The sequence below is a fragment of the Lysobacter sp. A286 genome, assembly GCF_054052105.1.
Genome location: NZ_JBSVRJ010000001.1, coordinates 397,575 through 416,150 on the forward strand (window position 1 = coordinate 397,575; position 18,576 = coordinate 416,150).

The 18,576-nt window shown below is 65.5% G+C and carries 18 protein-coding genes; 6 read left to right on the forward strand and 12 right to left on the reverse strand.

Annotated elements, in window-relative coordinates; all coding sequences use genetic code 11:
* Positions 1–28: 28 nt before the first annotated feature.
* Positions 29–583 (reverse strand): cob(I)yrinic acid a,c-diamide adenosyltransferase, encoded by a 555-nt coding sequence (locus ACW7G0_RS01830; protein WP_456987274.1) that lies wholly within the window; start codon positions 581–583, stop codon positions 29–31.
* A gap of 9 nt (positions 584–592) precedes the next feature.
* On the reverse strand, positions 593–1,171 hold the full coding sequence (locus ACW7G0_RS01835; protein WP_456987275.1) for a DUF6580 family putative transport protein: 579 nt from the start codon (positions 1,169–1,171) through the stop codon (positions 593–595).
* Between the two features lie 42 nt (positions 1,172–1,213).
* On the opposite strand from ACW7G0_RS01835, the gene ubiH reads away from it, so the two are divergent.
* Together ubiH and ACW7G0_RS01845 are read left to right on the forward strand one after the other, a co-directional pair.
* Positions 1,214–2,515, forward strand: coding sequence for a 2-octaprenyl-6-methoxyphenyl hydroxylase (ubiH, locus tag ACW7G0_RS01840; RefSeq protein WP_456987277.1), 1,302 nt, complete (start codon positions 1,214–1,216; stop codon positions 2,513–2,515).
* Positions 2,512–3,711, forward strand: coding sequence for an FAD-dependent oxidoreductase (locus ACW7G0_RS01845; RefSeq protein ID WP_456987279.1), 1,200 nt, complete (start codon positions 2,512–2,514; stop codon positions 3,709–3,711). Before ubiH ends, ACW7G0_RS01845 begins: the two co-directional genes overlap by 4 nt.
* A 15-nt stretch (positions 3,712–3,726) precedes the next feature.
* On the opposite strand, the gene rlmM is transcribed toward ACW7G0_RS01845, so the two are convergent.
* The 4 genes from rlmM to ACW7G0_RS01865 are packed head-to-tail and all read right to left on the reverse strand — an operon-like array spanning position 3,727 to position 7,540.
* The gene (gene rlmM, locus ACW7G0_RS01850) at positions 3,727–4,797 is read right to left on the reverse strand and encodes a 23S rRNA (cytidine(2498)-2'-O)-methyltransferase RlmM (protein ID WP_456987281.1); all 1,071 of its coding nucleotides are present in this window, start codon (positions 4,795–4,797) and stop codon (positions 3,727–3,729) included.
* Between the two features lies 1 nt (position 4,798).
* Positions 4,799–5,374, reverse strand: a complete 576-nt coding sequence (locus ACW7G0_RS01855) for a nucleoside deaminase (protein ID WP_456987283.1) — start codon at positions 5,372–5,374, stop codon at positions 4,799–4,801.
* A gap of 13 nt (positions 5,375–5,387) precedes the next feature.
* Positions 5,388–5,735: a hypothetical protein gene (locus ACW7G0_RS01860; protein WP_456987284.1), complete on the reverse strand. Its 348-nt coding sequence runs from the start codon at positions 5,733–5,735 to the stop codon at positions 5,388–5,390.
* Positions 5,736–5,791: 56 nt separating this feature from the next.
* On the reverse strand, positions 5,792–7,540 hold the full coding sequence (locus ACW7G0_RS01865) for a glutamine--tRNA ligase/YqeY domain fusion protein (protein WP_456987286.1): 1,749 nt from the start codon (positions 7,538–7,540) through the stop codon (positions 5,792–5,794).
* Between the two features lie 151 nt (positions 7,541–7,691).
* Between ACW7G0_RS01865 and ACW7G0_RS01870 the strand changes: the two genes are divergently transcribed.
* Complete coding sequence (locus ACW7G0_RS01870; protein ID WP_456962273.1) at positions 7,692–7,967, forward strand: putative signal transducing protein; 276 nt, start codon at positions 7,692–7,694, stop codon at positions 7,965–7,967.
* Between the two features lie 18 nt (positions 7,968–7,985).
* On the opposite strand, the gene ACW7G0_RS01875 is transcribed toward ACW7G0_RS01870, so the two are convergent.
* The 3 genes from ACW7G0_RS01875 to ahpC all read right to left on the reverse strand — a co-directional run bounded on the left by ACW7G0_RS01875 (position 7,986) and on the right by ahpC (position 11,633).
* Positions 7,986–8,912, reverse strand: coding sequence for a LysR substrate-binding domain-containing protein (locus ACW7G0_RS01875; protein WP_456987288.1), 927 nt, complete (start codon positions 8,910–8,912; stop codon positions 7,986–7,988).
* A gap of 69 nt (positions 8,913–8,981) precedes the next feature.
* Positions 8,982–10,586 (reverse strand): alkyl hydroperoxide reductase subunit F, encoded by a 1,605-nt coding sequence (gene ahpF / locus ACW7G0_RS01880; RefSeq protein ID WP_456987290.1) that lies wholly within the window; start codon positions 10,584–10,586, stop codon positions 8,982–8,984.
* Positions 10,587–11,069: 483 nt separating this feature from the next.
* A complete protein-coding gene (ahpC, locus tag ACW7G0_RS01885) occupies positions 11,070–11,633 on the reverse strand; it encodes an alkyl hydroperoxide reductase subunit C (protein ID WP_456962270.1) in 564 nt (187 codons plus the stop codon).
* A 378-nt stretch (positions 11,634–12,011) separates the two neighbouring features.
* Here ahpC and prmC point away from each other — a divergent pair, with 378 nt between their 5' ends.
* Positions 12,012–12,836, forward strand: coding sequence for a peptide chain release factor N(5)-glutamine methyltransferase (gene prmC, locus ACW7G0_RS01890; RefSeq protein WP_456987291.1), 825 nt, complete (start codon positions 12,012–12,014; stop codon positions 12,834–12,836).
* Between the two features lie 70 nt (positions 12,837–12,906).
* Positions 12,907–13,848: a prolyl aminopeptidase gene (pip, locus tag ACW7G0_RS01895; protein ID WP_456987293.1), complete on the forward strand. Its 942-nt coding sequence runs from the start codon at positions 12,907–12,909 to the stop codon at positions 13,846–13,848.
* 6 nt (positions 13,849–13,854) lie between these two features.
* Here pip and ACW7G0_RS01900 read toward each other — a convergent pair whose 3' ends face one another.
* Genes ACW7G0_RS01900 through ACW7G0_RS01910 form a run of 3 tightly spaced genes read right to left on the reverse strand, consistent with a single transcriptional unit; the run spans position 13,855 to position 15,994 of the window.
* Positions 13,855–14,412: an NUDIX hydrolase gene (locus ACW7G0_RS01900; protein ID WP_456987295.1), complete on the reverse strand. Its 558-nt coding sequence runs from the start codon at positions 14,410–14,412 to the stop codon at positions 13,855–13,857.
* 44 nt (positions 14,413–14,456) lie between these two features.
* Positions 14,457–15,383: a 5'-3' exonuclease gene (locus ACW7G0_RS01905; RefSeq protein ID WP_456987296.1), complete on the reverse strand. Its 927-nt coding sequence runs from the start codon at positions 15,381–15,383 to the stop codon at positions 14,457–14,459.
* Positions 15,380–15,994 carry a nitroreductase family protein gene (locus tag ACW7G0_RS01910; RefSeq protein ID WP_456987298.1) on the reverse strand — a complete coding sequence of 205 codons (615 nt, stop codon included), beginning with the start codon at positions 15,992–15,994 and terminating at the stop codon, positions 15,380–15,382. Before ACW7G0_RS01910 ends, ACW7G0_RS01905 begins: the two co-directional genes overlap by 4 nt.
* Positions 15,995–16,100: 106 nt before the next feature.
* On the opposite strand from ACW7G0_RS01910, the gene ACW7G0_RS01915 reads away from it, so the two are divergent.
* Positions 16,101–18,503, forward strand: a complete 2,403-nt coding sequence (locus ACW7G0_RS01915; RefSeq protein ID WP_456987300.1) for a DUF1631 family protein — start codon at positions 16,101–16,103, stop codon at positions 18,501–18,503.
* Positions 18,504–18,576: the final 73 nt, after the last annotated feature.

Here is an 18,576-nt window from a genome sequence, read left to right on the forward strand (position 1 = left end):
GGCTGCATTCACGACCGCGGCCACCGGCTCAGGTCTTGCGACGCTCGTGTTGCCATGTGACTTCACCGTGGCCACTGGCGCGGGCGAGGACGCGACACAGGACGAACAGCAGGTCCGACAGCCGGTTCAGGTAGCGCACCGCCTCGGGCCGGACGCTCTCGTCGTGTGACAGGGTGATGGTGGCGCGCTCGGCGCGACGCACCACGGTGCGGGCGACGTGGCACCGCGCCGAGGCCTCGCCACCGCCGGGAAGGATGAACTCCTTCAAGGCGGGCAGGTCCTGGTTGAACTGGTCCAGATGTTGTTCCAGACGATCCACGTCGGCATCGGTGATCGCCGCGTGGCCCGGAATGCACAGCTCGCCGCCCAGGTCGAATAGCTGGTGTTGGATTGCCAGCAGCAAGATCCGGATGTCGTCCGGAACCTCGCTGGCCAGGACCACGCCTATGGCCGAGTTGGCTTCGTCGATGGTGCCGTAGGCATTGACCCGCGCCGAGTCCTTGGCCACCCGGCTGCCGTCACCCAGTCCGGTGGAGCCATCGTCACCGGTCCTGGTGTAGATCCTGGAGAGACGATTGCCCACGGCCGCCAATCAGACCGTCTGTGCGTGCAGCGCGGGAAGGCGCGAGCGCAGCAGCGCGAAACCGCCGAACAGGATTGCCGAGTAGAACAACGTACCCAGCACCGACCACTGGAAGAACGGGATGCCGGCGGCATAGGCAGCAGTCAGTCCGGCCACCGTCTTGGGATACATCGGATCGGCCAGGAACGCGCCGAAATTGGTGATCACGAAGAACAGTACCGAGCCCGCCAGCGAGTAACCCAGCACGGTGCCGCCGCGAACCTTGCCGCGCAGCCCAAAGCCCATCGCTGCGGTCAATACGATGCAGCCGTAAACCAGCCAGATGCCGATGCCGTTGAACCAACTCGCATACAAGCCGCCATTGAGCGACGCCAGCACCAGATCCGACAGGAACAGGCCAATCAACGGCACCAGCAACGCCCAACTGCGGCTGGCGAAATAGGCGCCGCCAAACAATGCGATTGCAGTCACCGGCGAGAAGTTCGGTGGATGTGGAAACACCCGGGTGAGCGCGGCGAGCAGGATCAGGCCGACCAGCACCAATGGGCCGACGGCGAGCAGGGAAGCAGGGGATTGGGAAGGTTTCATCGTGATCTGGGTGCGGGACGACGGAGCCGTTAGCATAGCGCAATGGCTGCCAGTTCCCGATCCGTCGAAACCCTGCCCGAAGAGGCTTGCGTGCTTCCTGCGGCGTCGCATGATGTGTTGATCATTGGCGGTGGCCTGGTGGGCTCCAGCCTGGCAATCGCGCTGGAACAGGTGGGGGTCGACGTGGGCCTGGTGGAGGCCGTGGCGCCGGCAGCACCGTCGACAGCCGCGCAGTCGAGCGTTTTCGATGAGCGCAATCTCAGCTTCGCCGAGGCGACCGTGAATGCGCTGACGGCGCTGGGAGTGATGCAGGAGCTGCGTGCGCCGGGCGGGGCGATCGAACGGATCCATGTCAGCCGTCGCGGGGATTTCGGACGCAGCCTGCTGCGTGCCTGCGACCATGGCCGCAGCGAATTTGGCCGGGTGGTGGTCGCACGCGATTTTGGCCAGGCGCTGGAAGCACGGCTGTCCGGACTGTCCGGGTTGACCCGCTATCGTCCGGCGCGTTTCCAGGCGCTGGAACCGGACGAGGAAGGGTTTCGTGTGGTCCGGATTACCGACGACAGCGGTGAGCAGATGTTGCGCGCGCAATTGCTGGTCGGTGCGGATGGCACGCGCAGTGCGGTGCGCGAGAGCCTGGGTATCGGCACCAAGGTGCATGACTACCAGCAGACCCTGTTCGTTACCCGGATGCGGCCCGAACGAGCGCCCGACGGCACCGCCTATGAACGTCTGGGTGCGTCCGGTCCGACCGCCTTGCTGCCGCGTGGTGATCGTCATTACGGATTGGTGCACGCGGTTGCACGCGACGATGCGGAGGCGGTCGCGGCGCTGGACGAGGCCGCGTTCCTGGCGCGAGTGCAGGCGGCGTTTGGCTGGCGGGCCGGACGTTTCCTGGCGTGTGGCCCGCGGGTGGCTTACCCGGCCGTCCGGGTGCTGGCCGACCGCACCCACGCCCACCGCGCGTTGTTGGTGGGTAACGCGGCGCAGACCATCCATCCCCTGGGTGCGCAGGGCTTCAATCTGGGATTGCGTGATGCGCTGATGCTTGCCGAACTTGTTGAAACCGCGCGCCGTGCGGACCCGGTGGCCGATTGCGGCGCCGCCAGCCTGCTGGCCTCCCATGCGCAGCGGCGTGCGCAGGATCGCCAGCGGACGCTTGAGTTTTCCGATGGACTGACACGGATCACGACGAACCCATCGCCACTGCTGCGGCCGCTTCGCAGCCTCGGAATGCTGGCGATCGATCAACTGCCGTCCTTGCAGGCGAGCCTCGTGGCCGGCGCGTTGGGCTACCGCGGTGACGTGCCCGCGTTGTCACGTCGCCGGGTGGATGACGCATGAGTCGGCGCGGGATACTCGATGCGGTGGTGGTGGGTGCCGGCGTGGTCGGCTCCGCCGCGGCGTTGGCGCTCGCCCTGCGCGGGTTGCGCGTGGCATTGGTGGAAAACCGCCAGCCGGCCCCATGGCGACGCGATGCACCAGATCTGCGGGTGTTTGCCTTCGCGCCCGACAACGCGGGTTTGCTGGATCGGCTGGGCGTATGGAATGCGATCACCAGCGCCCGCATCCAGCCCTACCGCGAGATGCGTGTCTGGGACGCGGCTGGCGGCGCGCCGCTGGTATTTGATGCCGACCAACTGGCGCGGCGTGAGCTGGGCTGGATTGTCGAGAACGGATTGCTGGTTGACCGACTCTGGAGCGCCTTGCCGGGGGCCGGGGTGCAGCTGCTTTGCCCCGAGCAGGTCACGTCACTGGAGCAGGACGCAGACAGCGTGAATCTCGGCTTGGCATCGGGCGGTCGCCTGCGCGCACGCTTGCTGGTCGCCGCCGACGGTGCCGATTCACAGCTGCGCGCACTGGCCGGGATCGATGCCCCGCGGCACGACTACCACCAGCGCGGGTTGGTGGGTTTCATCCAGCATGAGCGTGCGCATCAAGGGACTTGCTGGCAACGGTTCCTGCCGGGCGGGCCGCTGGCGTTCCTGCCATTCAGCGACACCGATGATGGCAAGCCGCGCAGCTCGATCGTCTGGAGCCTGCCGGAAAGCGAGGCGGCACGACTGTTGGCGGTCGATGACAAGACGTTCCTGGCCGAACTTGGGCGGGCGTTCGACGGGCCGCTCGGAGGGCTGCTGGCGGTGTCGAAGCGGGCGGCGTTTCCACTGCGCCGGCAACTGGCCGCCACCCAGTTGGCCGGACGCATGGTGCTGGTGGGCGACGCCGCGCACGCGGTTCACCCGTTGGCCGGGCAGGGCGTGAACCTGGGGTTGCGTGATGTTGCCGGCCTGGATGCGATGCTGGCCGGGATGACTGTGGGCGATGGCGACCCCGGGGCGGGCAGTCGCCTGCAACGCTGGAACCGCCAGCGCCGAAGCGAAAACACGATTTCCGCTTATGGTTTCGAGATGATCAACCGGGTGTTTTCCAACGACTCGCTCGCGCCCACGCTGTTGCGCGGGCACTTGCTCGGCCTGGCCGGGCGCATGCCGCCGCTGACCCGGGCACTGTGGCGTCACGCGGCCGGGCTGCGGGACTGATGGTGGTTGTCTGTATCAGCGCTTGGGCATCGCCAGTACGGTGATTTCTTCACGGTCGTGAAACAACTGGCGGGCACGGATGACCATCGGCCGGTGGGTCTGGTGCTCGAAGGCTTCCAGGCAGATCCGGGTTTCCTCCCAGCGCTTCTTCATCGGCAGCTTCAGGTTGAACACCGCGTACTTGCACCAGCCTTCGCGAAACCAGGTCGCCATGCGGTCGGCGACCCGGCGCGGTTGTTCGACCATGTCGCAGACCATCCAGTCGACCGGGCGTCGCGGTTGCCACTGGAACCCGTCGGCGCGTATGTGTTCGACCCGGCCGCTTTCCAGCAATTGCTCGCGCATCGGGCCGTTGTCGACCGCGGTGACCAGCATGCCGTGGCGCACCATCACCCAGCTCCAACCGCCCGGCGCCGCGCCCAGGTCGACGGCCTGCATGTTGTCGCGCAGCAACCCCTTGCGTTCGTTGTCGTCCAGCAGCGTCAGCAGCGCCTCTTCCAGCTTGAGTGCGGATCGGCTCGGGGCGTCGGCGTGCATCCGCAGCCGCGGAATCCCCAACGGCCATGGCGAGCTGTCCGCCGGGGTGCTGGTGGCCAGCACCAGATGGTGGCCGCCCAGGAAAACCACGTGCAGTCGCGGCCGGCGCAGGTCCTCCTTCGCGCTGAGCCAACCGGCCTTGCGCAGCGCCGGGCGCAGAGCGTTGCCGAAGCTGCGGGCCAGCCCGGCCAGCGGCTTGCCGGCATCCGAGTCGGGATGCTCGACCCACAAGTCCCCAAACCGGGGTTGGCCCTGATTCGCATTGGGCAGCTCTGCCAGCGCAGCGAGCAGCGGAGTGATCCGGTCGGTGGGATCCAGCGCGCGCAAGTCGGCCAATCGCAGCAGCTTCTGGCGGGCGAAGACCAGCTGTTCCAATGGCACCGCACGCGAAAGCGCCAGCGCGTCGGCGGTAATGAACTCGACATAGCCGTTGCCGCGTTCGGCGCGTGCGTAACCCGATACACCGGCAAAGGCGGCACGCTCGGTGAGCTCGGCAGCCAGTTCCGGCTCGAATCCGGCGCGGCACCAGCAAAAAAGTGCGTCGGCCATGTCAGTACCCGACCCCGCCGAGTTGCGCATAGCTGGCCAGTACGTCGCGTGCGGCATCGCGATGCAGGTCGCGCACGACCACGATGCCGCGTCGCTCCAGCTCCCCCACCCAATCGCTGGGCAACGGGCCTTCGTCGAACTCGGTCAGCTCCTCAACGTCCTGGCTGCGTGCGCCGATCAGCAGCCGGTCGATGCCGGCCCAGATCGTCGCCCCATAGCACTGGCAGCAGGGTTGCGCGGACGTTGCCAGGGTGATTGGACCGGCGCTGACCCCGGGTTCCACCTCGTTGAGACGGCTGCGTTGGGTGCGTTGCTGGGCCAGCATGTAAGCCATGGTTTCAGCATGTGCCAGCGAACAAGCCTGGGGTACTACCCGGTTGACCCCGATGGCGAGGATGCGGTCTTCGCGGTCGAACACCACCGCACCAAACGGACCGCCGCTGCGGGCGTCGATGTTGCGCCGGGACAGGTCGATGGCCAGCGCGACCTTGGCGTCGTCACCGGTGTAGGCGGCGGCGGTATCGATCGCCCCGTGGACCCAGACCGGCAAGGTCAGGTGGATTTGTGCGTACAGCATCGGCAGGTCTCCATTATTTCAATCGGGCCCGGTTAGTGCCCTGGCACCGGTTGTTCACGCATTGGCAATGGCTGATCGCCGGGAAGCCGCAGACCGAAGCCATGCCGGTGCTCGCGCATTGCGCCTGCACGCGGGCCGGGTCGGTCGGGCTGTCGAGGTTGACGCATGCGGGGTAATAGCCGCAGCAGTTGCCGACGTTCTTTACCGTGCAATCGGCGTCGCTGTGGCAGCTGCGGTCGATCTGGACCGGGTTGCCGGCGACGATCCGCCCGATGTCGCTGGTGGGTGCCGTCGACGAAGGCGGCTGGCCGTCGGCCGTGGATGGCGTGCTGCAGCCGGCCAGCATCAACAGCAGCAGCATCCAGGGCACGAAAAATCCCGGGACGCGCTTGCTCTGTCTTGCTGGCAGGCCGTGACTCAAACCTTGTTGGCCCAGATGTCGCGCAAGGTGACACTGCGGTTGAACACCGGCTTGCCGGGCGCATGATCGCGGCGATCGGCAACAAAGTAGCCCACGCGCTCGAACTGGAAGGCCTGCTCCGGCGCCGCCAGGACCACCGAGGGCTCCACCTGCCCGACCACGGTGCGGCACGAGTCGGGGTTCAGGTGATCCTGGTAGGTCTTGCCGTCATCGTCGTTGTCCGGGTTAGGTACCACGAACAGGCGGTCGTACAGGCGGATTTCCGTGGCGATCGCGTTGCGGGCACAGACCCAGTGGATGGTGCCCTTGATCTTGCGGTTCGCGCCTTCCATGCCGGGCCGGGATTCGGGGTCGAGGGTGGCATGCACTTCGATCACCTGCCCCTGCTCATCGTGCACCACATCGGTGCAACGCACGATACCGGCACCGCGCAAGCGCACTTCACCACCCGGGACCAGGCGTTTGAATCCCTTGGGAGGCACTTCGGCGAAATCTTCTCGCTCGATCCACAACGCGTTCGAGAATGGCACCTGACGCGAACCGAAGCCTTCATCCTTGGGGTGGTTGGGGAAGGTGAGCGACTCGGCATGGTCGTCGGGCAGGTTGTCGATGATCAGCTTCAACGGATCCAGTACTGCCATCCGACGGGCCGCAGTGGCATCCAGGTCCTCGCGCAGGCAGCCTTCCAGTACCGAGAAATCGATCATCGAGTTCTGCTTGCTGACACCGAGCCGGTCGACGAACAGGCGCACAGACGAGGGTGTGTAGCCACGGCGGCGCAGTCCCAGCAAGGTGGGCATGCGCGGGTCGTCCCAGCCATCGACCAGCCCGGATTGCACCAGCGCCATCAGCTTGCGCTTGCTCATTACGGTGTAGTTGATGTTGAGGCGCGAGAACTCGATCTGGCGTGGCTTTGCGGCCTCCAGCGGCAGGCCGTTGGTGGTCAGCGGCTTCAGCAGTTCGGGATGGCCGGCCAGGTCGACCTGGTCCACGCACCAGTCATACAAGGGGCGGTGGTCTTCGAATTCCAGCGTGCACAACGAATGGGTGATGCCCTCGATTGCATCACCCAGTGCATGGGCGTAGTCGTACATCGGGTAGATGCACCACGCGTCGCCGGTGTTCTGGTGCGGCACGTGCTTGATCCGGTAGATCGCCGGGTCACGCAGGTTGATGTTGCCGCTGGCCATGTCGATCTTCGCCCGCAGGGTGCGCGCGCCGTCGGGGAACTCCCCGGCACGCATGCGGCGGAACAGGTCGAGGTTCTCGTCGATGCTGCGGTCGCGGAACGGCGATGGCCTTCCGGGCTCGGTCAGGCTGCCGCGGTACTCGCGGATCTGGTCGGCGCTGAGGTCGCAGACAAAGGCATCGCCCTGGGCGACCAGCTTTTCCGCCGCCAGGTAATACACCTCGAAATAGTCGGATGAGTGGCGCAGTTCATTCCACTGGAAACCCAGCCATTGCACGTCTTCCTGGATTGCGGCGACGTACTCGAGGTCTTCGCGCGTCGGGTTGGTGTCGTCCAGGCGCAGGTTGCACACACCGCCGAATTCATCGGCGATGCCGAAATCCAGGCAGATCGCCTTGGCATGGCCAATGTGCAGGTAGCCGTTGGGCTCGGGTGGGAAGCGGGTCTTGATCGCCGTGTGCTTGTCGCTGGCGATGTCGTCGCGGACGATCTGGCGGACGAAGTCCTGCTTGACGGGTGTACCCGGATCAATGGTGGGGGACGTGGACTCAGACATGCGGCGCATCGGGGAGACGAAGGGGAAGCGACAAGTCTAGCCGGTGTCACGGCACGGTTCCCGTTGTTGTCACGGCATTGTCGTGGTGCGCGGTATGCTCGGCTGCAATGGCATCACGCCTATTACATCACGCCTATTGTGGAGCGCACCGATGAGGGTCGTATATGAAGCCGCCGGGATCATTGACGCCCATCTGATCCGTCACGCGCTGGAAGCGGCGGAGATTCCGGTGTTCATCAAGGGCGAAGCCTTGCTGGGCGGCATGGGCGAGCTTCCGATGTTCGGCCTGGTCCAGGTCTGTGTGCCGGAAGCGGCCTGGCGGACGGCGCGCGAGGTGGTGGAAACGGTCGGCCTGGGCGCACCGGTCGCGCTGGGCGAATCGGACCAGGACCATTGGCAGGCAGGCGCCGCACCCGCGGTGGGCTGAAAGCGGCTGCCGCCGCGTTCAGCCGAGCGCTGGGCCAGGCTTCGGCGCTTCCAGCAGCGCGGTTGGCAAACGGCGCAAGCCTTGTGCGACCTGTTCCAGCAGCGGGCCCATTGCGGAGGTCTTGCGCCATACCATCGCGATGCGGCGGTGCGGCGATTCACCCTTGAAGGGCAGTAGCGCGATATCCGGAGACGGCGGCACTGGCGGCTGGGTCGCCAGTACCGGCAGCAACGTCAGGCCGACCCCGGCGGCCACCATCTGTCGCAAGGTCTCCAGACTGGTCGCACGAAAGCCGTCACGCTCTCCGGCGCCGGCCATCCGGCAGACATCCAGCGCCTGGTCGCGCAGGCAATGTCCTTCTTCCAGCAACAGCAGCGGGACATGGTCAAGGTCGCTGATCGCCAGCGATTTTCGCGCCGCCAGCGGATGTGCACGGGGCACCGCAAGCATGAAAGGTTCATCAAACAGCGGTTGCACATGCAACTGCTCGTCGTGGACCGGCAGCGCGAGCAGGGCCGCGTCCAGTCGCCCCTCGTGCAGGCGTGCCAGCAGGGCGTCGGTTTTCTCCTCCACCAGCAGCAATTCGAGCCGGGGGAAACGCTCGCGCAGTGGCGGCAGCACGTGCGGCAGCAGGTAGGGGCCGAGGGTCGGGAACATGCCCAGGCGGATACTGCCGGCCTCCGGGTCCTGGCTGCGCCGGGCGATCTGGGTCATCTGTTCGACATTGGCCAGCGCCTTGCGTGCGCGCTCGACGATCTCGCGGCCGATCGGGGTCAGCATCACCTTGCGGGGTGCGCGCTCGAACAGCACCACTCCCAGTTCCTCCTCCAGTTTCCTGATCTGGGTGGAAAGGGTGGGTTGGCTGACGAAGCTGGCCGCCGCCGCGCGACCGAAGTGCCGGTGCTCGGCCAGTGCCACCAGGTATTTGAGATCGCGCAGGTTCATGGCGGTGCCTCGATCACGCCGCGTCGCGCCGGCTTGGCAGAGCCGGTGCGACGCGACGCGTGGGTCAGATCAGACGACCGCGGCTTCTGGCTGCGGCACGGAGTGGGCGGTTGCCGGGGCCGGCGTCCGGATCAGATGATCGAACGCGCTCAGGGCAGCCGTGGAGCCCGCCCCCATCGCGATCACGATCTGCTTGTACGGCACCGTGGTCGCATCGCCGGCGGCGAACACGCCCGGCATCGAGGTGCCGCCGCGCTCGTCGATGACGATTTCGCCGCGAGGGGACAGTTCCAGGTCGCCCTTCAGCCAGTCGGTGTTGGGCAGCAGTCCGATCTGCACGAAGATGCCGTCCAGGTCGACCTGGTGGACTTGCTCGCTCACGCGGTCCTTGTAGACCAGTGTGGTGACCTTCTTGCCGTCGCCCAACACCTCGGTGCTCAAGGCGCTGACGATGATGGTCACGTTGGGCAGGCTGCGCAGCTTGCGTTGCAGGACTTCATCGGCGCGCAGCTGGCTGTCGAACTCGACCAGGGTGACGTGCTTGACGATGCCGGCCAGATCGATCGCGGCCTCGACGCCGGAGTTTCCGCCGCCGATCACCGCCACGTCCTTGCCCTTGTACAGCGGGCCATCGCAATGCGGGCAATAGGCGACGCCCTTGTTGCGATATTCCTCCTCGCCGGGCACGCCCATCTGCCGCCAGCGCGCACCGGTGGACAGGACCACACTGCGTGATTTCAGCGACGCGCCGTTGGCCAGTTGCACCTCCACCAGACCGCCGGGTTCGCTCGCCGGGATCAGCTTGGTCGCGCGCTGCAGGTTCATGATGTCGACGTCGTATTCCCTGACGTGCTGCTCCAGCGCGGTGGCCAGCTTGGGGCCTTCGGTGTATGTGACCGAGATGAAGTTCTCGATCGCCATCGTGTCCAGTACCTGGCCGCCGAAACGCTCGGCCGCCACGCCGGTGCGGATGCCCTTGCGCGCGGCATAGACCGCTGCCGCCGCGCCGGCCGGACCGCCGCCGATCACCAGCACCTCGAACGGCGCCTTGGTCTTGATCTCCTCGGCTGCGCGTTGCCCGGCACCGGTGTCCAGCCGGGCGACGATCTGCTCGACCGTCATCCGGCCGGTGTCGAAGGCTTCACCGTTGAGGAGCACGGTCGGCACCGACATGATCTCGCGCACCTCGACCTCGTCCTGGAACAGTGCGCCGTCGATCGCGACGTGGTGGATGTTGGGGTTCAGCACGCTCATCAGGTTCAGTGCCTGCACCGTGTCCGGGCAGCTCTGGCACGACAGCGACATGAAGGTCTCGAAGCGGTACTCGCCTTCCAGGTCGCGGATCTGGTTGGCTTCTTCCTCGGAGATCTTCGCCGGATGGCCGCCGACCCACAGCAGCGCCAGCACCAGCGAGGTGAACTCGTGGCCCATCGGGATCGCGGCAAAGCCGACGCTGACGTCGGTACCGATGCGGTTGATCGTGAACGACGGCTTGCGTGGCTGCGAATCATCGCGGCGCAGGCTGATCTTGTCGGACAGCGCCGCGATGTCGTTGAGCAGGGTGTCGAGCTCCTGCGACTTGTCGCCATCGTCGAGCGAGGCGACCAGCTCGATCGGCTGGACCAGCTTCTCGAGATAGCCCTTCAATTGGGCCTTGAGGTTGTTGTCAAGCATGGTAATGGCTCCATGAAGGCGAAAAATGGTGGTTCGGGTGCTTGCAGAAGCGGCCTGGGGCGAGGGGGAGGGAGCCGGGGGAGAGTGTTCCGGCAACGTCCCAGGCCGCTGATGCAAGCAACCGGGTAAGCAAAGTGCGGATTCCGGTGGGCCGGATCGACGCGGCGGAGGGCCGGGCGACTTGCGCCCGGATTCCGTGTCACATGAAGCGTGGTGCAGACCTTGGAGAAGCCCAGACCAACTCGCTTTTGATTGTCACTTCCGCAGCGACCGTTACTTCCGTAGCGACCGTCACGTCCGCAGCGACCGTCACTCCCGCGGAGGCGGGAGTCCAGGGACGTTGCCAATCGACGGCTTGACGTCCATGGATCCCCGCCTTCGCGGGGATGACGGCTTGCTGTCAGATGACGGTGTGCTGCCAGGTGACAGTTTGTTGCGGGGTGACGATCCGTTGCCGGGTAACGGCAACGGATCAGGCGATCCTTAGATCTTGCCGACCAGGTCCAGTGACGGCTCCAAGGTCTTCTCGCCTTCCTTCCACTTGGCCGGGCAGACCTCGTTCGGGTGGGCGGCGACGTACTGGGCGGCCTTGACCTTGCGCAGCAGCTCGGACGCGTCGCGGCCGATGCCGCCGGCGTTGATCTCGATGATCTGGATCTTGCCGTCCGGGTCGATCACGAAGGTGCCGCGATCGGCCAGGCCGACGTCCTCGATCATCACCTCGAAGTTGCGGGTGATGGTGCCGGTCGGGTCGCCAACCATCGTGTACTCGATCTTCTTGATCGCCTCGGAGCTGTCGTGCCACGCCTTGTGGGCGAAGTGGGTGTCGGTGGAGACGCTGTAGATCTCCACGCCCAGCTTCTGGAACTCGGCGTAGTTCTCGGCCAGGTCTTCCAGCTCGGTCGGGCAGACGAAGGTGAAGTCGGCCGGGTAGAAGAATACGACCGACCACTTGCCCTTCAGGTCAGCGTCGGAGACTTCAATGAACTTGCCGTTCTTGAACGCCTGGGCCGTAAACGGCTTGATTTCGGTATTGATCAGAGACATCAATGGATCCTCGGGTTGGTGGATGAACAGGAGAGAGTGAAGCCATCATAGATCGGCCATTTCGATTGTTCAAATCGATTGAATTTATCATTGTAATAGATATAAACTATCAATAGAGCGCTGATACCTGACAACGATGGCAGTGGGCGGATCACGTCTGGATCCCCGGAGTGTGCGCCGTGGGCGCAGCCGGTGAGTACCAGCACGCTCCAGTCCAGATCGCGGTGATCCGCTCGTTTATCAAGTGAAGTCGTGCCATTTCGCCGCTCAACCCGCGCTTTTTGCGGAACGCCGCAGGGTTGTCTCCGGTACGATGCGGCAGGTTAAATACACCGATTTAAAACACACCGATTTGAAACACGCCGATGCTGGAGCCCGATGGCACGCATAGATCACTCACTGCGCGCGGCACGGTCGGGAACCGAGCCCGGCGAGGCGGAGTTGTTGCTCGCCCACGTGCTGGGGCGGCCCCGAAGCTGGCTGTATGCCCATGGCGACGATTCCCTGGACAAGGAGGCATCGGCGCGGTTCGACGACTTGCTTGCGCGTCGCCGCGCGGGCGAGCCGGTGGCCTACCTGCTTGGCCAGCGGGGGTTCCGGGACTTCGACCTGCGGGTGGCCCCGGCAGTGCTGATCCCGCGACCCGAGACAGAGTTGCTGGTCGAGCTGGCATTGGACCGATTGCCCGACACAGAGCGGGTTTCGATTGCGGACCTGGGCACCGGTAGCGGTGCCATCGCGATTGCCTTGGCACGTGAACGGCCACTGGCGCGCGTGGTTGCCACCGATGCCAGTGCGGATGCGCTGCAGGTCGCGATCGACAACGCGGGCCGGTTGGGCGTGCCGAACATCGAGTTTTCACAGGGGGATTGGCTGACCCCGCTTGCCGGCGCAAGCTTCGACTTGATCGCAAGCAATCCGCCTTACATCGCCCAGGCCGATGTCCATCTGGGCCAGGGCGATTTGCGTTTCGAGCCGCGCGGGGCGCTGGTCTCCGGCGAAGACGGACTGGACGCGCTGCGGGTAATCATCCGCGATGCGCCGCGGCACCTGGTGCCGGGTGGCTGGTTGCTGCTGGAGCATGGTTGGGACCAGGGCGAGCGCGTACGTGGGCTGCTGGCTGAGGCCGGGCTGGCCGAGGTGGCGACGTTCGCCGACCTGGAGCAGCGCGATCGCACCAGCTTGGGCCGCAAGCCGGATTGAACCGGTCGGCTGGAGTGCGGCAACGGTGAGGCCTCGTTAGACTCAAGCCATCTTTCCAGCGAGCGTCAGCATGCGCAGCCTATACCCCGAGATTCAGCCCTACGACACCGGCACCATCGAGGTCGATGAACGGCACACCTTGTACTACGAGCAGTGCGGTAACCCCGACGGCAAGCCGGTGGTGTTGCTGCACGGTGGCCCGGGCGGTGGTTGCAGCAGCAAGATGCGACGCTTCCACGATCCGGCCAAGTACCGGATCATCCTGTTCGACCAGCGTGGCAGCGGGCGCTCGACGCCGCCCGCCGACCTGGTCAACAACACCACCTGGCACCTGGTGGAGGACATCGAGAAGCTGCGGGTCAAGTTGGGCGTGGACCGGTGGCAGGTTTTTGGTGGCAGTTGGGGCTCGACGCTGGCACTGGCCTACGCCGAGAAGCATCCCAAGCGGGTGACCGAGCTGGTCCTGCGCGGGATCTTCTTGCTGCGGCGCTGGGAGTTGGAGTGGTTCTACCAGGAAGGTGCCAGCCGATTGTTCCCGGAGGCCTGGCAGCACTATGTGCAGGCGATCCCCGAGGTCGAGCGCCACGACCTGATCAGTGCCTTCCACCGTCGACTGACCAGCAGCGACGAGAAGACCCGCCTGACCGCCGCCAGGGCCTGGAGCGTATGGGAAGGCGCGACCAGCTTCCTGCATGTCGACGAGGATTTCGCCAGTAGCCACGAAGATCCGGAGTTCGCCCTCGCGTTCGCCCGGATCGAGAACCACTATTTCGTCAACAGCGGTTTCTTCGAGGTGGACGACCAGTTGCTGCGTGACATCGGCAACATCGCCGATATCCCCGGCATCATCGTGCATGGCCGCTATGACGTGGTCTGCCCGGTACAAAACGCCTGGGATCTTCACCAGGCCTGGCCGAAGGCCGAGTTGTCGATCAGTCCCGCCTCGGGCCATTCGGCATTCGAGGCTGAAAACGTCGATGCGCTGGTGCGGGCTACCGACGGCTTTGCCTAGCCTGCGTCAGGCCGGTTTGGCGGGTGAACCGTCCGGGTTGCGATCAATCATCCACAGTCCGGCCCACAGCTTCAGGTCCAGTTCGAAGCCTTCGCGCTGCTTCTGCATCAGCCATTCCGGGACCTGCGGGCGCGGGACCTTGTGCACGGTGATGTCTTCGTTGTCGACGCCGCCGCCTTCGCCGACCTTGACCAGGTCCGACGCACGCACGAACGCGATGCGCTCGCTGCTCATCCCCGAAGAGGTTGGTCCGGTGAGCAGCACCTCAACACGACCGGGTTCCCAGCCGGTCTCCTCGACCAGCTCCCGATGCGCCGCGCTGGCCAAGGTGTCCTCGGCATGGTCATCGCCGACCAGCCCGGCGGGCATCTCGATGGTGCGGGCGCCGAGCGGCACCCGATACTGCTCCACGAACAGCACGTGGTCATCGGGCGTGACGGCGATGATGATCACCGCCATGCCGTTGCCGTGGGTGCGCTCGGCATACTCCCAGCGGCCGCGACGGACCATGCGCAGCCATTGGCCGTCGTAGAGGATTTCGGGAGTTTCGTCGTGATCGGTCATGGTTCGATGCTAACTGCGCCTTGCCGCGAAAACACGGTTTGCCTTCAGGCCGGAGCGAATTCAAGGCCTGCGGCGTTGTAGAGCCGGCGGCGGGTCATCGGGCCGAAGCGCAGGCCATTGCACAAGGCCCCCAGGGTCGCGCCATCGGCGGTGTTGCGGAGGAAATGCTCCTGGCTGCCCTCCAACGCCACGTCGCAGGCGATGGTTGACAGTTGCCGACACAACAATGCTTGCTCGCGATGGTCCCGCAGCCGTTGCGCGCAGGATTTGGCCCCACGCAGGCGCAGGAACGGGACTTCCTCGACGCGTTCGAGCAGGGCGTCCAGGGTGTCAAAGTGCGCCAGCAATGCTGCGGCGGTTTTTGCGCCAATCCCCGGTACCCCGGGAATGTTGTCCACCGCATCCCCGCACAGCGCCAGGTAGTCGGCCATCTGTCGCGCCTGCACCCCGTGACGGGCCGGCACCCCGTCCGCACCCCAGCGCTGGCCACGGGCAAAATCCCACTGCTCGTCGTGCTCGCCAAGCAGTTGCGACAGGTCCTTGTCAGCCGACACGATCACCGACCGGAAACCGTGCGCCCGTGCCTGCACGCAGGCGCTGCCAATCAGGTCGTCGGCTTCGTAATGGCGGTGCCCCAGCACGCTCAGTCCGAGTGCCGCGCACAAGGCCCGGCACTGCCCGAACTGGCGTCTGAGCTCTTCTGGTGCGGGGTCGCGGTTGGCCTTGTAGGCTGGATACAGCAGGTTGCGAAAACACGAATCCAGTGCCTCGTCGAAGGCCACCGCGATGTGCTGCGGCCGGGTCCGGTCAAGCAGCTCCAGCAGGAACCGGGCGAAGCCGTGTACAGCGTTGGTCGGCCAGTCGTCGGCGTCGCGGAACTCATCGGGCATCGAGTGCCAGGCCCGGAACACATACAAGCTGGCGTCGACCAGATAAAGGGTGCGGGTGGGCGCGGCGGTCGAAGCGCTCAAGGTGTCCACTGGGTGAGCAGCTCGGCGGGATCGGGGCGCTTGCGTTCAGGCGCTTGGCGGGAAGGAGTTCCCAGGTGGATGAAACCGATAACGTGTTCCGTTTCATCCAGGCCCAGCAGGCTGGCCACGCCACGGTCGTAGGCGGCCCAGCCGGTCAGCCAGCAGCCACCGAAGCCGATCGCCTGCGCCGCCTGCAACAACGCAAAACCGGTGCAGCCTGCGGTGAGCAGGCGTTCCTGTGCGGGGATTTTTTCATCCGGCCCCAGTCGGGCGACCAGGGCCACGATCACCGGGGCATGCAGGTAGCGATCGCGATCCTTGGCGATAGCCGCTTCGCTTGCTTGCGGGTCGGCGGCCAGGTGACGCATCGCCAGTTGCTCGCCGAACACGCGACGTGCCTCGCCGCGGATGGATACAAACCGAAACGGCACCCTGGCGCCGTGGTCGGGCACGCGTGTCGCGCTGCCCAGCAGGCGCAGCAAGGTAGCCGGGTCGGGTCCCGGCTCGCCCAGCAGCATGAAAGGCACCGAGCGGCGGGCGTCCAGCGGCGCCAACGGATTTGGTGACTGTGAAGGGCTAGTGTGATAGGTGTTGGGGTGGTTGGCGGACATGCATCACAGTTTGATGAAAGTAATAATCGGCTGACGTATCTTGCCACTAAGCTGCATAGTGCGTCCGTTGGGACGAGTCAACGTCACACCAACCTTCGGAGTAGGCGTGTCTATCCAACCATCGCGTGGCGTCAATGCCGTGCCAACTGATCCTACCCGGGTGCTTGAGCAGATCAAGCGACTGGTGCTGGAGCATCTGGGTGGGCTGCCTGGGGAGTTCTACGGGCCGATCGAGGAGACGTTGAATGCCGCAGCCGTGGGTGGTGATGACGCCCATGCCGGGCAAGTCGTCTATCAGAGCCAGTCGGCATTATGGGTCTTGCGCCAACACCATGCTGCCCAGGTGATGCGTTACCGGCAGCAAATCGCCCAGGGATTCGACGATTTCCGCTCGCCGCACGCTCGCAATCAAGGTGACCAACCATTGGGCCTGGTCGAGGACACCCAGATCGATTTCCACCTGGCGGGGCAAGCGCTCGTCACGGTGCTTCAGCAGCATTTTGACGAGCCGCTGGAGGTGATGGACCGGCGCCTGGGACTGCTGGCCGCTGCGCTTGGCGTGGAATCCACCATTAACCCGATCGGCCCGCTACGGTTGGCCAACACCTTCGTGGAGACCTTTAGCGACGAGCAGATCCCCGAGATCCTGCGCGGGCATCTGTTCGGCCATTACCAACACGAGCTGATCCGGACGCTGGACGAGATATACGCCAAGGCAAACACCCTGTTGGCAACGGCGGGCTATGGCGTGGCGGAGGTGCCTCGCCGACCACCGATTTCCGCCGGGTTGCGGTCGCCGGCGCCATCGGGCCAAGGCCAGTTAGGTCATGGCGAATCCGGCCATGCGGATGGGTTCGACGGACGAGGCGGACGAAACTACGATGGTCACGGCCACGCAGACCACATCGGGCATGGTGGACACGGTGGCTACGACCATCAGGCGGGCAACGGTCGCGTAGCGGAGTCAGATCAGGGTTACGGACGTCATGGCCCAGCAGGCCAGTCAGAGCAGGCAGGGCGGGCAGGCCATGGCCATCGCGGTCAGGCTGGCGCCGGTGCAAATACCGGCGGCGATTCCGCTACGCCGCACGAATTGGGTGAGCTGCGCAGCATGCTGCATGCTTGGCGAGAGGGCGCTTTGAATCGCCCCGCTGAGCCGGCCAACCATGCCAAGGCGGACGCTTCGTCGCAATGGCACGAGTTGCGGCTCGATGAGGTGGTCAGTGTCGCCTCGCTGTTGCAGGCCGAGCCCGCCGATGCCTTCGCCCGTGCGCTGGCGGGCTCCGGGGCACTGGCCGATGTGATCCGGCAACAACTCAGCGGTGGTTCGCGCCGGCTGGGACTGGATCCGCAGAGGATCCGCTTCAGCACCGAAGACGAGGATGCGATTGACCTGGTCGGGCTGGTGTTCGACTCGCTGTTCCACAGCCAGCAATTCGAGGCTCCGGCGCGGCGGGTGTACGCGCGCCTGGTGTTGCCTTTTGTCAAGGTGGCGTTGACGGACCAGCAACTGTTCGTGCAGCCGACGCATCCCGCGCGGCGACTGTTCGACTCGATCACCGAGGCGATCGCCGGCAATCGCGGCGAGACCGCCCATGAGCGTGAGCTGCTGGACCGGGCGACGGCTATCTCGCAGCGCGTGGTCGCCGAGTACAACGAGGATCTGGCGATCTTCGAGATCGCCCATCATGAGCTGGACACGATGTTGCAACAGCAACGGCGACGCATCGAATTGCAGGCCGAGCGCGCGGCGAAGGCGACCTATGGTCGCGAGCGGCTGAACCACGCGCGCGAGTACACCGACACCCTGTTGTCGCGGCGTCTCGCCGCTCCGCCGTTGAGCCCTGCCGTGGCCGAGTTCCTGAGTACGACCTGGCGGCACCATCTGGTTCAGGTGCTGCTGCGTGAAGGACCCGACAGCGAGCAGCTGGTCGAGGCGGTAGCGCTGGGCGACTCGTTGGTGGAGGCAGACCGGATCGCCGCGGAAGGCCGTGGTCGCGATCTCGCCCGCCACCTGCTGGCAATAGAGCCGGCGATCAGCACCTGCTTGGCCAGTTCCGGGCTGGGTCACAGCGCTGCCGAGCATGGTTTGGCGGTATTGGTGAAGGGGTTGGTCTATCCCAACACGCCGCGCGATCTGCATCCAGCGCCCGCCAGTGAGGCCGAGGAGGACGCGCAGGAGAAGCATCTGTGGCTGGACAAGGGGGAGCGACTGGAATTCGATCCCTCCCAAGCCGATCAACTGCGCTCGCTGGCCGTGGGCAGCTGGTTGCAAGTGACCGATATCCGGGGCAACTCCAGCGCGGCGAAGATTGCCTGGGTCAGTCCGGTCACCGGGCGCCGGCTGTTGGTCAGCCGTCGGGGCGTGCGGCTGTTGGTGGCGTCCGTCGAGGAGCTGGCGATGCTCGCCGGGGTCGGCCGATTGCGGACGGGTTGTGAGCCGACGGCTTTCGAGCAGGCGATGCAACACGTGCGGGTGCAGCTCGATCGGGCCGCCCATACCCACTGAACACCTGGTTGCGGCTTCGCCGCCGAGGGCGCATCGCGTTGACGAGGGTCATTGGTTACGATGATCCAACCTC